Source organism: Pantoea sp. X-Soil-YNGN-775 (assembly GCF_059730575.1).
The window spans coordinates 2,187,972-2,203,239 of record NZ_AP035945.1 but is presented as its reverse complement, the minus strand read 5'-3'; the positions used below and the strand labels follow the sequence as shown (position 1 = coordinate 2,203,239).

General features: G+C 54.4%; 15 protein-coding genes, 2 tRNA genes and 2 other RNA genes. 8 read left to right on the top strand and 11 right to left on the bottom strand.

Features of this window, described 5'->3' with window-relative positions; genetic code table 11:
• Window positions 1-29: 29 nt before the first annotated feature.
• Entirely contained in the window at window positions 30-1,028 is a 999-nt protein-coding gene (gene gapA, locus AC6I8I_RS10425) for a glyceraldehyde-3-phosphate dehydrogenase (RefSeq protein ID WP_069728542.1), read from the bottom strand.
• 342 nt (window positions 1,029-1,370) lie between these two features.
• Here gapA and msrB point away from each other — a divergent pair, with 342 nt between their 5' ends.
• Window positions 1,371-1,781 carry a peptide-methionine (R)-S-oxide reductase MsrB gene (gene msrB / locus AC6I8I_RS10420; protein ID WP_312055795.1) on the top strand — a complete coding sequence of 137 codons (411 nt, stop codon included), beginning with the start codon at window positions 1,371-1,373 and terminating at the stop codon, window positions 1,779-1,781.
• Between the two features lie 5 nt (window positions 1,782-1,786).
• A complete protein-coding gene (locus AC6I8I_RS10415) occupies window positions 1,787-2,068 on the top strand; it encodes a YeaC family protein (RefSeq protein WP_312055796.1) in 282 nt (93 codons plus the stop codon).
• A 74-nt stretch (window positions 2,069-2,142) separates the two neighbouring features.
• Here the strand turns inward: AC6I8I_RS10415 and pncA are convergent, their stop codons facing one another.
• The 3 genes from pncA to sppA form a co-directional block, all read right to left on the bottom strand.
• On the bottom strand, window positions 2,143-2,751 hold the full coding sequence (gene pncA, locus AC6I8I_RS10410) for a bifunctional nicotinamidase/pyrazinamidase (RefSeq protein WP_312055797.1): 609 nt from the start codon (window positions 2,749-2,751) through the stop codon (window positions 2,143-2,145).
• A gap of 16 nt (window positions 2,752-2,767) precedes the next feature.
• Window positions 2,768-3,781, bottom strand: a complete 1,014-nt coding sequence (gene ansA / locus AC6I8I_RS10405; RefSeq protein ID WP_312055798.1) for an asparaginase — start codon at window positions 3,779-3,781, stop codon at window positions 2,768-2,770.
• A gap of 97 nt (window positions 3,782-3,878) precedes the next feature.
• Complete coding sequence (sppA, locus tag AC6I8I_RS10400) at window positions 3,879-5,738, bottom strand: signal peptide peptidase SppA (RefSeq protein ID WP_312757162.1); 1,860 nt, start codon at window positions 5,736-5,738, stop codon at window positions 3,879-3,881.
• Between the two features lie 174 nt (window positions 5,739-5,912).
• Between sppA and AC6I8I_RS10395 the strand changes: the two genes are divergently transcribed.
• From AC6I8I_RS10395 to AC6I8I_RS10385, 3 genes are all read left to right on the top strand, one after another.
• A complete protein-coding gene (locus AC6I8I_RS10395; protein WP_312055800.1) occupies window positions 5,913-6,464 on the top strand; it encodes an NAD(P)H nitroreductase in 552 nt (183 codons plus the stop codon).
• A 195-nt stretch (window positions 6,465-6,659) separates the two neighbouring features.
• Complete coding sequence (locus AC6I8I_RS10390; protein WP_312055801.1) at window positions 6,660-8,576, top strand: DNA topoisomerase III; 1,917 nt, start codon at window positions 6,660-6,662, stop codon at window positions 8,574-8,576.
• Entirely contained in the window at window positions 8,573-8,881 is a 309-nt protein-coding gene (locus AC6I8I_RS10385; RefSeq protein WP_312055802.1) for a YnjH family protein, read from the top strand. Before AC6I8I_RS10390 ends, AC6I8I_RS10385 begins: the two co-directional genes overlap by 4 nt.
• A gap of 47 nt (window positions 8,882-8,928) precedes the next feature.
• Here the strand turns inward: AC6I8I_RS10385 and xthA are convergent, their stop codons facing one another.
• From xthA to AC6I8I_RS10350, 7 genes are all read right to left on the bottom strand, one after another.
• Window positions 8,929-9,735, bottom strand: a complete 807-nt coding sequence (xthA, locus tag AC6I8I_RS10380; RefSeq protein WP_312055803.1) for an exodeoxyribonuclease III — start codon at window positions 9,733-9,735, stop codon at window positions 8,929-8,931.
• A gap of 265 nt (window positions 9,736-10,000) precedes the next feature.
• Window positions 10,001-10,128, bottom strand: a non-coding RNA gene (locus tag AC6I8I_RS10375) — RtT sRNA.
• Window positions 10,129-10,168: 40 nt separating this feature from the next.
• Window positions 10,169-10,296, bottom strand: a non-coding RNA gene (locus tag AC6I8I_RS10370) — RtT sRNA.
• 40 nt (window positions 10,297-10,336) lie between these two features.
• A tRNA-Tyr gene (locus AC6I8I_RS10365) sits at window positions 10,337-10,421 on the bottom strand.
• Window positions 10,422-10,457: 36 nt separating this feature from the next.
• Window positions 10,458-10,542, bottom strand: a tRNA-Tyr gene (locus tag AC6I8I_RS10360).
• A gap of 144 nt (window positions 10,543-10,686) precedes the next feature.
• Window positions 10,687-11,535, bottom strand: a complete 849-nt coding sequence (gene purU, locus AC6I8I_RS10355) for a formyltetrahydrofolate deformylase (protein WP_312057690.1) — start codon at window positions 11,533-11,535, stop codon at window positions 10,687-10,689.
• Window positions 11,536-11,591: 56 nt separating this feature from the next.
• Window positions 11,592-12,047: a YchJ family protein gene (locus tag AC6I8I_RS10350; RefSeq protein WP_497827809.1), complete on the bottom strand. Its 456-nt coding sequence runs from the start codon at window positions 12,045-12,047 to the stop codon at window positions 11,592-11,594.
• Between the two features lie 97 nt (window positions 12,048-12,144).
• Here AC6I8I_RS10350 and rssA point away from each other — a divergent pair, with 97 nt between their 5' ends.
• The 3 genes from rssA (at window position 12,145) to galU (ending at window position 15,268) form a co-directional block, all read left to right on the top strand.
• Window positions 12,145-13,050, top strand: a complete 906-nt coding sequence (rssA, locus tag AC6I8I_RS10345; RefSeq protein ID WP_031374592.1) for a patatin-like phospholipase RssA — start codon at window positions 12,145-12,147, stop codon at window positions 13,048-13,050.
• A 99-nt stretch (window positions 13,051-13,149) separates the two neighbouring features.
• Window positions 13,150-14,166 carry a two-component system response regulator RssB gene (gene rssB / locus AC6I8I_RS10340; protein WP_089561436.1) on the top strand — a complete coding sequence of 339 codons (1,017 nt, stop codon included), beginning with the start codon at window positions 13,150-13,152 and terminating at the stop codon, window positions 14,164-14,166.
• Window positions 14,167-14,359: 193 nt separating this feature from the next.
• Window positions 14,360-15,268 carry a UTP--glucose-1-phosphate uridylyltransferase GalU gene (gene galU / locus AC6I8I_RS10335; protein WP_031374590.1) on the top strand — a complete coding sequence of 303 codons (909 nt, stop codon included), beginning with the start codon at window positions 14,360-14,362 and terminating at the stop codon, window positions 15,266-15,268.

Below are 15,268 nucleotides of genomic sequence, written 5' to 3'. Positions count from 1 at the left end.
GCCCTTATTCTCAGTGATGTCTGGCTGCCTTATTTAGCAGAAACCAGCGCAATCAGGTCGAGAACTTTGTTTGAGTAGCCAGTTTCGTTGTCGTACCAGGAAACCAGTTTCACAAAGTTGTCGTTCAGCGCGATACCGGCTTTAGCGTCAAACACTGAAGTCAGGATTTCGCCGTTGAAGTCAGTAGAAACTACGTCATCTTCAACATAGCCCAGCACGTCTTTCATCTCGCCTTCTGCAGCAGCTTTGATAGCAGCACAGATTTCTTTGTAAGAGGCCGCTTTTTCCAGACGTACAGTCAGGTCAACCACGGAAACGTTAGGGGTTGGTACGCGGAAAGCCATACCGGTCAGTTTGCCGTTCAGCTCTGGCAGAACTTTACCGACTGCTTTCGCTGCGCCAGTTGATGAAGGGATGATGTTCTGAGATGCGCCGCGGCCGCCGCGCCAGTCTTTGTGAGACGGGCCATCAACGGTTTTCTGAGTAGCGGTAGTTGCGTGAACAGTGGTCATCAGACCTTCAACGATACCAAACTTGTCGTTGATCACTTTTGCCAGTGGAGCCAGGCAGTTAGTGGTGCACGATGCGTTAGAAACGATATCCTGACCCTGGTATTTGTCGAAGTTTGCACCACGAACAAACATTGGGGTGTCATCTTTCGATGGACCGGTCAGAACAACTTTCTTCGCGCCTGCAGTGATGTGTTTACGTGCAGTTTCGTCAGTCAGGAAAATACCGGTTGCTTCAGCAACAACGTCAACGCCGACTTCGTCCCACTTCAGGTTAGCCGGATCTCTCTCAGAGGTAACACGGATTTTCTTGCCGTTAACAACCAGTGCGCCGTCCTGAACTTCTACGGTGCCGTCGAAACGACCGTGAGTAGAGTCATACTTCAGCATGTACGCCATGTAATCGGCGTCCAGCAGGTCGTTGATTGCAACGATTTCGATGTCAGAACGCTGTTGAGCAGCACGGAAAACGATGCGACCGATACGGCCAAAACCGTTGATACCTACTTTGATAGTCATATATTCCACCAGCTATTTGTTAGTGAATAAAAGGTTGCCTGTAAAATTACAAAAACCTTACCAGGCGTCAAGCGGAATCGTGTCAATTGTTGCGACAGGTCAATTCGCCTGAAAGGAATTATTCGATGCGCAATCGCTTGCGGACCGCCAATGATATCGCGCTTCGTTTAATCAATCGCCGAATATATAGGGATGCCCCGGATAAAAGGTGATCAAAGTCACAAATCCGGGTTGCAGACGTCGGACTGAAAGGGTGAGCACGAAAAAAGACCCGTCTTATGTTGATCATTTGTTAGAATAGTAGTCGAAATTTTCAGAATGGCACCTTCCGGAATCTTAAAAATGGCTAAAGACACCGCACCCGAAGCAAAAATTGCGCAGCTGACAGAAATGCAGCGGTATGTGACCCAGCATCGCGGAACGGAGCCGCCTTACAGTGGCGCACTGCTGCACAACAAGCAAGACGGCATTTACCACTGTCTGGTTTGTAACGCGCCGCTGTTTCTGTCTGAGACCAAATATGATTCAGGTTGTGGCTGGCCGAGCTTTTACCAGCCGGTAAGCGACGACGCGATTCGTTATATTGAAGATGATTCACACGGCATGCAGCGCATTGAGATTCGCTGTGGTCAATGTGACGCACATCTGGGACACGTTTTCCCTGATGGCCCGCAGCCGACCGGAGAACGCTATTGCGTCAACTCCGCCTCACTGAATTTTACCGACGAGCAGGGCGAACAGACCAAAGGATAAGGGCGATGAAGCAGCAACTTGAAGCGATGCTCGCCGCAATGACGCCAGAAGTCTATCAGCGACTGGCAACGGCGGTAGAGATTGGTAAATGGCCGGATGGCGTGGCGCTAACCCAGGAACAGCGCGACAATTGTCTGCAGCTGGTGATGCTGTGGCAGGCGCGGCATAACGACAGCCCGCAGCACATGACTATCGGCAAAGACGGCGAGATGGTGACGAAGTCTAAAAAGCAGCTTAAGGAAGAGTTCGGTATCGACTCAGACGTGACCCGCATCAACCTGCACTGAGTGAGCCATGTTCACCGTCAGTGGGTGATCTGTCTTCACCGGGCAAAAAAAAGCTGGCTTAGCGCCAGCTTTTTTTATATCAGCACCGCGCCCTGGGCGGTCATTTGCGCGAAGGCGATCTCACTGTCTTCGGGATTCAGGTTCACGCCGCGACAGCCTTCTTTGACCACTTCAACCTGGTAGCCCAGCTCGAGCGCGTCCAGTACGCTGTATTTCACACAGTAGTCGGTCGCCAGCCCCAGCACTACCAGATGGGTAATCTCGCGTTCGCGTAACCAGCTGTCGAGTTCGGTTTTGCGGCGATGGCCGTTATCGAAGAAGGCGCTGTAGCTGTCAACATCCTGATCCTGCCCCTTATGAAACACCGCATCAAACAGCGAACGATCGAGGTCAGGATGGAAATCGGCCCCCTGGCTGCCCTGAATGCCGTGATCCGGCCACCAGATCTGCGCCAGACCGTTTAATTCGCCAAGGGTGTAGACCGGCTCGCCGGAGACCGAGGCAAAACTGCCGTGATCGGCCGGATGCCAGTCCTGCAGCGCGACCACCGGTTCACCGTTCTGGATAAAGGTGCGTGCATAGCGGTTGGCAACCTCAACGGTCTGGTCGCCTTCGTGGACGGCCATTGGGCCGCCCGGACAAAAATCATTCTGGATATCAATAATGATCAGTGCGCGTTTCATTACAAGTCGCTCCGTCTCAATCTTCTGTCAGTTCACCGCGCAGATTCTGCTGCATTTTGCTGCGTATTTCATCGGCGGAGAGGTTCTGGCTAAGTAAGAAGTGCAACTTAGTCAGTGCTGCCTCAACGGTCAGATCAAAACCGCTGATGACGCCAGCATGTTCCAGCGCGTTGCCGGTGGCGTAGCCGCCCATATTAACCTTGCCCGAAATGCATTGGGTCAGATTGACCACCACGATACCGCGCTCGCTCGCCTGCTGCAGTTCAGCCAGGAACTCCGCATTCTGCGGTGCATTGCCGACCCCGTAAGAGCGCAGAATCAGCGCTTTTACCGGCTGACGCAGGAAGTTGCGCACCACATCGGCCGAGATGCCTGGATAAATGGTCACCACACCAATCGGCTGCGGCGTAATGGTGTGCACAATCAGCCCGCCCTGGCCCTGCGGCGCGGGCGGGGTATTCAGGCGGCGAATATGAATACCGGCTTCCAGCAGCGCGGAAAGGTTAGGCGAAGCGAAAGCATTAAAACCATCGGCGTGCGCTTTGGTGGTCCGGTTGCCGCGGTAGAGGGTATTGTTGAAGAACAGCGACACTTCGCTGATCGGATAATTGGCCGCCACATACAGCGAGTTCAATAAGTTTTGCTGCCCATCCGAACGTAGCTCCGCCAGCGGAATCTGCGAGCCGGTGACGATAACCGGTTTAGCCAGATTCTCCAGCATGAAGGAGAGGGCCGACGCGGTAAACGCCATGGTATCGGTACCATGCAGAATCACAAAACCATCATAGCGATCGTAATTCTGACGGATATCCTCGGCGATTGACTGCCAGTCCTGCGGCGTCATATCGGACGAATCGATCAGCGGCTGATACTCATGAATGGTGAAATCGGGCATCTCGGGACGGTGGAATTCAGGCATGTTAGCCAGCTGCTGCTGCAGATGGCCGGAAACCGGAATGTAACCCTGTGCCGATCGCTGCATACCGATGGTACCGCCGGTGTAGGCTACGTAGATGTTTTTCTTTTGCATTAGAGAACTCAGACTTGCCGTAAAACGCGCAGTATAAGGGGAAAGACCGGGAAAAGCAGCCCGACCAGCGGCCGGGCTGCGAGGTTTATCGCACAGTTTATCGCACGTCGCCGCAGTTCAGGCAGAAGGCGTAACGGTTTTGCGGATCGTTAAGATGATCAAACAGACCAGGTTGCGCTTTCATCGCGCTCATCACATCCAGCATCGGGGCAGGCAGCCAGGCCTTGAGCGGATCCGGCAGCACCGCCTGAACCGAGGCGTTGACCTGGTTTAGCATCATATCGAGGAAGCTCGGGTCATCCTGATACCAGCTCAGCTGCGGTTTGCTCACTTTTGCCAGCTCACCGGCTTTCTTCACCGCATCGTCAAAGTCACCCAGCGCATCGACCAGGCCATTGGCTTTGGCGTCGCTACCGGTCCAGACGTGGCCCTGCGCGATGGCATCAATCTGCTCTGGCGTTTTGTTGCGTGACTTCGCCACCAGCCCCACAAAGTTGCGATAACCATTTTCGATGGTCAGCTGCATCAGCTGCTGAACTTCTGTTGGCAGCGCTTTGGTGCTGGAGATATCGGCCAGCGGTGAGGTAGCCACACCGTCAGTGTGCACACCAATCGCATCCAGACTGTTTTCCAGCGTATTGATCACGCCGAAAATACCGATAGAGCCGGTCAGGGTACTGGGGTTGGCCACGATGTAGTTGGCCGGCGTCGAAATCCAGTAACCGCCGGATGCCGCCATGCCGCCCATCGAAACCACAATCGGCTTACCGGCAGCATGCGCCGCCGCCAGCTCTTCGCGAATCGCTTCAGAGGCCGTTACGCTGCCGCCTGGACTGTTGACCCGCAGGATAATGGCTTTGATTTTCGGATCGAGACGCGCATCGCGAATCTGTGCGGCAGTGGTATCGCCACCGACGTTGCCTGGCGTCTCTTCACCGTCCATGATCGCGCCGCTGGCGAGCACCACGGCAATGTTGCCATCCTGCGCCGGGGCCGGTTTAACCGCATAGTCGTAGATGCTGACGCTGCGATAATCATTACTCTGCTTATCAAGGCCAAAGGTTTTCACCAGCTCCTGATCGGCGGCGGCACGGGAACCCAGCACATCCACCAGCTTGTTATCCAGCGCGTACTGCGCAGTATCGCCTTTAACCGCATTCAGACCGGCAATCACCGCCGCCGCACCCGGGAACAGCTGCTCAGGGGTAATCTGACGGTTAGCGGATACGGTATTCAGGTAGTTCTGCCACAGCTGACCTACCCAGCGGCTGTCAGCGTCGCGGGCGGCAGGTGACATATCGTCACGCAGGAACGGCTCGACTGCGGATTTGTAGGTCCCGACCCGGAATACATGGGAAGTGACTTTCAGTTTTTCCAGCAGAGTTTTGTAATAGAGACCGTTGGTAGCGAAACCGTGCAGATCGACCGTGCCCTGCGGCGACAGGTAGATTTTGCTGGCGTAGCTGGCGAGATAATATTGCGCCTGGCTGTAACTGTCGCCCAGCGCATAGATCGGCTTGCCGCTGTCGCGGAATTCGCGCAGTGCTTTGCCCACATACTGCAGCGAAGGCTGATCGCCGCCGGCAAAGTCGCGTAAATCCAGCACCATACCTTTAATGTTACTGTCTGTTTTAGCCTGTCGAATCGCATCGACGACGTCAAACAGCGAATTTTCCTGCAGCCGATCGCTGCTGGCACCCAGCAACTGACGGCCAATTTTGCTCAGGCGATTACTGACCGAAGGCTTATCGACCAGTACACCACTAAGGTCGACCCGCAGCGCACCTTGCTGCATCGGCGCTGAACTGCCGCCCGAACCGCTCACCTGCAGCCAGATCCCGACACCTGCCACAATCAACAAAATCAGGAAAATATTCAGAATGAATTCCCTGATAAAATTTAATACCCGCCAGGTCCAGCGAAACAGACCTGCAATAATTCGCCACAATGTGCGCATCAGACTCTCCATATTCATGTAGCCGGAAGTGGCCGCCGCGCGTACCAGGCTTCCCCGACGAGCTCATCCTAAAGAGCGGCGTGCTAAAAGTCAGCAGGAATTCACCGCCGACTGTTACAAAAAATCTGACTGTGCCAGGATTAGTGCAACATCAATGCGAGTGGGAGAAAAAACATGGATGCACTGGAGTTACTGGTTAACCGTCGTTCGGCATCACGTCTGACCGACCCGGCGCCTGCCGGCGAGGCGCTGGAAAATATATTGCGCGCCGCTATGCGCGCACCGGATCACGGCACGCTGCAACCCTGGCGCTTTATTATTGTGGAAAATGAGGGCCGCGATCGGCTGAGTCAGCTGCTGGAGCAGGCGGCACGTGATAAGCAACTGGATGAGAAGGCGATCAACAAGGCCAGTCAGTCACCGTTCCGCGCACCGATGATCATTACCGTGGTAGCCCACTGTGAACCCCACCCGAAAGTGCCGCGCTGGGAGCAGATTGCATCGGCCAGCTGTGCGGTGATGGCGATGCAGATGGCGGCAGCCGCGCAGGGCTATAACGGTATCTGGCGCAGCGGCCCGTGGACTGACGATGAGAGTGTTCGTCAGGCATTTGGCTGCCGCGAGCAGGATGCGATTGTCGGCTTCCTCTATTTAGGCACGCCGCAGCTGAAGTCCAGCACCACCGTGCTGCCGCCCGACACCGCGCCTTTCGTCAGCTATTTCTGATCCTTTTTCTCAACCTGCCGGCAGGGCATCTTCTGGCCCTGCAAATTGAACGCTTCCTGTGCGAATGATCGCTATCCCGGCCCGTGACGCTTACGCCAGACGCCTTGCCAGGCTAACATAGCCGCCATATTTGCAGCCAACAGCGAACAACCGGTTATCACTGTTATTCCCTGATGTTAAGGATTACCTGATTCAATGCGTTTGTTTATTGCGGAAAAACCCAGTCTTGGGCGGGCCATTGCCGATGTGCTGCCAAAACCCCATCGACGCGGCGATGGATTTATCGCCTGCGGCAACGATCAGGTGGTGACCTGGTGTGTCGGCCATCTGCTGGAGCAGGCGCAACCCGACAGCTACGACAGCCGTTATGCGCGCTGGTCGTTAGCCGACCTGCCGATCGTTCCGCAAAAGTGGCAGCTTAAGCCGCGGCCGTCAGTCGCCAAACAGCTGAAAGTGGTGGAAGGATTGCTGGCCCAGGCCAGTGAGATCGTGCATGCCGGTGACCCCGATCGCGAAGGACAGCTGCTGGTCGATGAGGTGCTGGACTATCTCAACCTGCCGGCAGAAAAGCGCAGCCGGGTGCAGCGCTGCCTGATCAACGATCTTAATCCGCAGGCGGTAGATCGCGCGGTCAATCGCCTGCGGGAAAACCGGGAGTTTATTCCGCTGTGCGTTTCGGCGCTGGCCCGCGCCCGTGCCGACTGGCTGTACGGCATCAATATGACCCGTGCCTGGACGCTGCTGGGGCGCAGTGCCGGCTACGATGGCGTGCTGTCAGTCGGGCGGGTGCAGACGCCGGTGCTCGGGCTGGTGGTGCGGCGCGACGAAGAGATTGAAAACTTTCTGCCGAAGGATTACTTCGAGGTGAAAGCCCACATCATCACCCCGGATCAGGTGCGGTTCGTCGCCAGCTGGGTACCGAGCGAAGCCTGCGAGCCGTGGCAGGATGAAGAGGGGCGTTTGCTGAAGCGGGCGCTGGCCGATCACGTCGTAGCGCGTATCACCGGCCAGCCGGCGGCGGTGACCGCCTACAGCGATAAACGCGAAAACGAAGGCGCACCGTTACCCTTCTCCTTATCCAGCCTGCAGATTGAGGCAGCGAAGCGTTACGGGCTGAGTGCCCAGACGGTGCTGGATACCTGCCAGCGGCTGTATGAAACCCACAAGCTGATCACCTATCCGCGTTCGGATAGCCGGTATCTGCCGGAGGAGCATTTCGCCGGCCGGCATGCGGTACTGAACGCCATTCAGGCTCATCAGCCGCAGCTGACGCCGCCGGCCGATTTTGATGCCGATCGCCGTAACCGCTGCTGGGATGACAAAAAGGTCGATGCGCACCATGCGATTATCCCGACTGCCCGCGCCGGTTCGGTGAAACTGAGTGAGAACGAGCAAAATATCTATGCGCTGGTGGCGCGCCAGTATCTGATGCAGTTTTGTCCGGATGCGGTGTTCCGTAAATGCGTCATTGAACTGGAAATCGCGGGCGGTAAATTCGTCGCCAAAGCGCGTTTCCTGGCAGAAGCGGGCTGGCGGGCGCTGCTCGGTAACAAAGAGCGGGATGAAGAGAATGATGGTATGCCGCTACCGGTGGTCGCCAAAGGCGATGAGCTATTGTGTGAGCGCGGTGAAGTGCTGGCGAAGCAGACTCAGCCACCGCGCCCGTTTACCGACGCGACTATCCTTTCGGCGATGACCGGGATAGCCCGCTTCGTTCAGGATAAAGAATTAAAGAAAGTGCTGCGTGCGACCGATGGTTTAGGAACGGAAGCGACCCGTGCCGGCATTATCGAATTGCTGTTTCGTCGTGGCTTCCTGGTGAAAAAGGGCCGTTATATTCACTCAACCGAGGCTGGTCGTGCCCTGATTCACTCGTTACCCGATCTGGCTGCACGCCCGGATATGACCGCGCAGTGGGAATCCACGCTGACCCGGATCAGCGAAAAGGCCTGCCGCTATGATGAGTTCATGCAGCCGCTGGTGCAGACCCTGACCGGACTGATTTATCAGGCGCGGCAACAGCCTGCAGTGCATGCCTTTCGGGGATTACCGTCCACCGGACAAAAACGTCCGGTGCGCAAAACCAAGCGTAAAGTCAAGGAGACGGAATGAGGCGTTTTTCACTATTAATCGTGCTGGCCCTGTCGCTGGCTGCCGGTGCCGCAGAGGCCAACAGCCGACATCAGCCGCCGCCAGACAGCGACAATGGCGTCAACACCGACGTGGTGGTCGACCTGCCGCCGGAAGTCTGGACCCAGGGACAACGGCGTCAGCCGGACTGTCTGCGCTGCTGTATTTTTGATAATCGTAACTACAGCGAAGGGTCGGTGGTGAAATCGGAAGGGGTGTTACTGCAGTGCGCCCGTGATGAACACTCGCTGGGCACCAATAATCTGATCTGGAAAATAGTCAAATAGCGGTCGCGTGGCAGCCGGCCACGCGACCTTCAGTTAACGCGCGTCGATCAGAAGCGGAAGGTGGACCAGATCGGCGCGTGATCCGACGGTTTTTCCATGCCGCGGATAGCATAATCAATGCCGCTCTCTACGCAGTGGGCCGCCAGGTTTTTACTCGCCAGAACCAGATCGATGCGTAAACCGCGGTTATCATCGAATCCCTTTGAGCGATAGTCGAACCACGAAAAGCGATCGGCGGTTTCAGGATTATGTTCACGCCAGGTGTCCACCAGTCCCCAGCCCAGCAGCCGATCCATCCACTCACGCTCTTCCGGCAGGAATGAACATTTGCCGGTACGCAGCCAGCGCTTGCGGCTCTCTTCACCAATTCCAATATCCAGATCGGTGCTGCTGATATTCATGTCTCCCATGATCAGCACCGGTTTGTCGGCGGGCAGATCGTCGGTCAGAAAACGTTGCAGGTCGCGATAAAATTTCTCTTTGGCCGGAAACTTGGTCGGATGGTCGCGGCTTTCGCCCTGTGGGAAATAGCCGTTAATCACCGTGATGTCGCCAATCGGGCTGGGGATTTCGGCCATAATCAGGCGGCGTTGTGCATCGTCATCATCACCGGGAAAGCCACGGCGCACCGCGACCGGCTGAACCTTCGTCAGCAGCGCTACACCGTAATGGCCTTTCTGGCCATGATAAAAGACGTTGTAACCGAGCTTCGCCACCTCTTCCAGCGGGAACATGTCATCGTGGACTTTGGTTTCCTGCAGGCCGATGACGTCCGGACTGTGTTGTTCAACCAGTGCCTGTAGCTGATGCGGACGGGCGCGCAACCCATTGATGTTGAATGAAACAAATTTCATGGAATCGACCATTGTTCAGCGAGTAAATCGTTCAGCGAGTAATAGGCTGGGATGGTAGCGATTTTTACTGAAAAAGTCATGACCGAAGCGCGGAAGATTAGACCACAGGGCAGGGACAGACCAACAGAGCAGGGGGAGATAAGCAGTAACAGCAGGAGTAGTTAACAAAAACAGCAGGATAGAACAGCAATCGAAGGTTCTCATCCCTCTCCCCGCAGAACAGGAAGCTAAAGTATTAGTAGGGAATTTTGTGCGATATGCGAGATGGTGGTGGGAGAAGGATTATTCGGCGCGCTGCGCCTCACCCTTCGGGCCGCGCTGAAGCGCGTTGTCTCGCAAAGCTCGACCCGAACCTTAATCGAAGGTTCTCATCCCTCTCCCCGCAGAACAGGAAGCTTAGGTATTAGTTTGGGAATTTGTACGATATGCGAGATGGTGGTGGGAGAAGGATTATTCGGCGCGCTGCGCCTCACCCTTCGGGCCGCGCTGAAGCGCGTTGTCTCGCAAAGCTCGACCCGAACCTTAATCGAAGGTTCTCATCCCTCTCCCCGCAGAACAGGAAGCTTAGGTATTAGTTTGGGAATTTGTACGATATGCGAGATGGTGGTGGGAGAAGGATTCGAACCTTCGAAGTCTGTGACGGCAGATTTACAGTCTGCTCCCTTTGGCCGCTCGGGAATCCCACCAGGGATTACGGTATGCTGGCAACAAGACGATTCAGATGGTGGTGGGAGAAGGATTCGAACCTTCGAAGTCTGTGACGGCAGATTTACAGTCTGCTCCCTTTGGCCGCTCGGGAATCCCACCATGGCCTGAATCTTTATGTCTTAAAGCGGGGCGCATCATACCAAATGCGATAAAGGTGTAAAGCGCCCATCGGCAAAACAGCATCTGTTTGCCCACTTTTTGCCCGTAGCGCTGAATCTGCAGGCAATTCAGCCACTGGCGTGATTAAAGAATAATCGTTCGGTTCCCGTAAACAAACACGCGCTGACCCAGCACTTTATACAGTGCGCGGCTTAACACGTTCTTTTCTACGTCACGACCAGCACGCATCATCTCTTCAGCGGTGTAGCTGTGATCAACATTAATCACGTCCTGCATAATGATCGGACCTTCATCCAGGTTGTCATTTACGTAGTGCGCGGTCGCGCCGATAATTTTCACGCCGCGTTCATACGCCTGATGATAAGGACGGGCGCCGATAAAGGCGGGCAGGAACGAGTGGTGGATATTGATGATCTGATTAGGGTAGCGCTGCACGAAAGCCGGGGTCAGCACGCGCATATATTTAGCCAGCACCACATAGTCAGGCTGATAGCGATCGATCTCTTCAACCATCCGGTTATCGTGTTCTTCACGCGTCAGACCTTCATGGCTGACCAGCACGAAAGGAATGTCGAAACGCTCAACCAGCGAACGCAGCGTGTCATGGTTACCGATCACCGCAGCAATTTCCATATCCAGACCGCCAAAGGCGCTCTTCATCAGCAGATCGCCAAGACAATGTGCCTCTTTGGTCACCAGGATAACCACGCGGCGGCGGCCGGCGCTGTGCAGTTCACGGACTGAACCCTGTGGCAGGGCGCTATCGAGATCGGCAAGCAGGGTGTTGTCGTTAAAAATCCCTTCCAGCTCTGTGCGCATAAAAAAACGCCCGGTGCGATGATCAACAAACTCATTGTTTTGCACAATGTTCAGCTCGTGCTTGTAACAAATATTGGTGATTTTGGCGATCAGACCTTTTGCATCGGGACAAATGGTACGTAAAACTTTTCTTTGCATGGTTTGCGCTTGCATCTCAATCAGAGTCCTGTCAAAGCATTAGGGGTAGAACCGTTGCGGTTGCCTTTGGCTCAGCCACAACATTTTTTGTATTTTTTGTCGGAGCCGCAGGGGCACCGATCGTTACGGCCGACCTGTGGCGCCGTTCCATCGACATAGTACCAGCGTTGATCCTCACGAAGAAAGCGTGAACACTCATGAATGGCCTGAATGGTCATTTTCTCGCGGTATCGCGCAAAAAAGGTGACGAAAGCTTCATTCTCATGGCTTCCATGATTACAACGGGTTACATTCAGGCTTAGCCATTCAGTGCCCTGAAAACTTTCAGATAAAAGCCCTGCCAGCGCGGGCTGACGTTTGGCAGGATGCCAGGTAGAAACCAGATAATCTGCATTCTGCTGAACATAAGCGCAATAACGTGAACGCATAAGTTGTTCAGCTGTAACAGGAATTTGAGTACCCTTAAGAAAGGGCTCGCAACATACGCTATACTGCTCTCCGCTACAACATGGGCAGATGTCTGACACGTGATCTCCTGAGGGTGATGAGTCGATATAAACCAGCGCGCTATGTTAGCTGACCCTACGTTGTGACGCTATGTATTGACGGCAGGACCAGACACAGATGAGAAAGGTAAAAATTGGATTGGCTCTGGGTTCTGGAGCAGCCAAAGGATGGGCACATATCGGCGTAATTAAGGCGCTTGAGCACGCCGGAATTGAAGTCGATGTGGTGGCGGGATGTTCAGTCGGCGCGCTGGTCGGCTCGGCCTATGTTAATAACCGCTTGCCGCTGATGGAAAAATGGGTCAGCGCGTTTCGTTACTGGGATGTCATTCGCCTGATGGATGTTTCGTGGCAGCGCGGGGGCTTATTGCGCGGCGAGCGGGTGTTCAATCATGTCCGGCAGTTAATTCCCAATGACACTATTGAAACCTGCGGTAAACCCTTTGGCGTGGTCGCGACCAACCTCAGTACCGGCCGTGAGCTGTGGCTGACCGAGGGCGATTTGCACCAGGCGGTGCGGGCATCCTGCAGTATGCCAGGTTTATTACCGCCCGTGGGCTACAATGGGTATTGGCTGGTGGATGGTGCCGTGGTTAATCCGGTGCCGATTTCATTAACGCGTGCCCTGGGCGCTGACATTGTTATCGCCGTTGACCTACAGCATGACGCGCATCTGATGCAGCAGGACCTGTTTTCCGTGACACCCCAGAACAGTGAAGAAGAAGCCGCCGCGGTGGCATTGAGCTGGAGCGGAAAGCTACGCCAGCGTCTGGTAAATTTCAGCCAGCGTCGTGCGTCCCAGACACCCGGAGCGATGGAGATCATGACCACTTCTATCCAGGTGCTGGAAAATCGCCTGAAGCGAAATCGTATGGCAGGCGATCCGCCCGATGTCCTGATTCAGCCCGTCTGTCCGCAAATTTCGACGCTGGACTTTCATCGTGCTGAAGAGGCTATCGAGGCAGGCAAGGCCGCCGTTGAGAAGAAAATGGATGAACTGTTACCACTGGTCCGTGGCAGATAATCAGGTTGTTCATTCTCAGATGTTACTTCGGGCAATTCTGAAAGGCGCAACTGCGTTTTATGAACCACTATTGAAATATCTGGTACGCAGGGGGAAAGAATGGAAAAACCACTAATCGGCAAAAAGATACTCATTGTCGAAGATGAGGCTGTTTTCCGTTCGTTGCTGGACCAATTTTTGTTATCGATGGGTGCTGTGACGTTACAAGCGGAAGATGGTCTGGAAGCAATTGCACAACTACAACAGCATACTGTCGACCTGATAATTTGCGATCTGGAAATGCCGCGTATGAGTGGGATCCAGTTCGTTGAGCATATTCGTACCCGTGGCAATGCGGTTCCGATTTTGATCATCTCAGCAACCGAAAACATGTCTGATATCGCCCACGTGCTGCGCCTTGGGGTGCAGGATGTGCTGCTTAAACCGCTGAAAAACTTTGAGCGCTTCCGTGAAGCGGTCTATGAGTGTCTTTATCCCTCGATGTTCACTTCTAAAGTGGAGGAGGACGAACAGCTGTTTCAGGACTGGGATGCGCTGGTGCGCGATCCGAAAGCGGCCGCCAAGTTGCTTAAGCAGCTTCAGCCGCCGGTGCAGCAAACCATTGCTAACTGTCGGGTCAACTATCGGCAGCTCACCATGGCCGAGCAGCCGGGCCTGGTGCTGGATATCGCTGCCCTCTCTGATAAAGACCTGGCATTTTACTGTCTGGACGTCACCCGGGCAGGCGACAATGGGGTACTGGCCGCGTTGCTGTTGCGTGCGCTGTTTAACGGCCTGCTGCAGGAGCAGCTGTCGGGGCAAAAACAGCGCTTACCGGAACTCAATGGCCTGCTCAGACAGGTCAATTTGCTGTTACGTCAGGCCAACCTCAGTGGCCAGTTCCCGTTACTGGTAGGGTATTATCACCGCGGTTTAAAAAATCTCATCCTGGTTTCAGCCGGTTTAAACGCCACGCTTCACGTTCATGCCCATCAGATTCAACTCAGCAACGGCGTGCCTCTGGGCACCATGGGAAGCACCCATCTTAATCAGATCAGTCAGCGTGCCGAAAACTGGCAATGCCACGTCTGGGGCGCGGGCGGACGCATTCGACTGATGCTATCGGCTGAAGAATAAACAACAAAAATTAATTTAATCTGGCGCTGGAGACAGGGCCAGAAGTTAGCTTTACACTTGGGTAATAGTCTTAATTTCGACGGTTTCAGTTCTTCCAGGATAAATCCGTTCGATACTAACTGATATACTCATTTCCGAATTTAAACCGACATATCAAGTATTAACTTGAACGGCCTATAAGAGAGGTATCTTAATGTCTGCCTATAAGTCCAAAGTAAAAAAAGCGGTAATCCCGGTAGCGGGTCTGGGTACGCGCATGCTCCCAGCCACTAAAGCGATTCCGAAAGAGATGTTACCGCTGGTTGATAAGCCGTTAATCCAGTATGTCGTTAACGAGTGTATTGCTGCCGGCATCAACGAAATTGTGCTGGTCACTCACTCTTCTAAAAACGCCATCGAAAACCACTTCGATACCAGCTTCGAACTGGAATCTATGCTGGAAAAACGCGTTAAGCGTCAGCTGCTGGACGAAATCCAGTCAATCTGCCCGCCACACGTCACCATCATGCAGGTTCGTCAGGGCATCGCTAAAGGCCTGGGCCACGCGGTAATGTGCGCGCATCCATTAGTGGGTGATGAGCCTGTTGCTGTGATCCTGCCAGACGTGATCATCGATGAATACGAATCTAACCCAACCAAAGATAACCTGGCAGAAATGCTGAGCCGTTATGAAGAGTCTGGCCGCAGCCAGATCATGGTTGAGCCGGTTGCTGATGTGACTGCCTACGGTGTTGTCGATTGCCAGGGCGCAGAACTGAACCCAGGCGACAGCGCTCCAATGGTGGGTGTGGTTGAGAAGCCAAAAGCGGCAGAAGCGCCATCTAACCTGGCCGTTGTAGGTCGTTATGTTCTTTCAGCTGATATCTGGCCACTGCTGGCGAAAACGCCTCCAGGTGCAGGCGGCGAAGTTCAGTTAACTGACTCTATCGCGATGCTGATGGAAAAAGAGACCGTTGAAGCCTATCACCTGAAAGGCGTGAGCCATGACTGTGGTAACAAACTGGGCTACATGCAGGCTTTCGTTGAGTACGGTGTTCGTCATCCGGTATTGGGCAAAGATTTTTCTGAATGGCTCGATGGCGCGGTTGGCAACAAAAAGTAA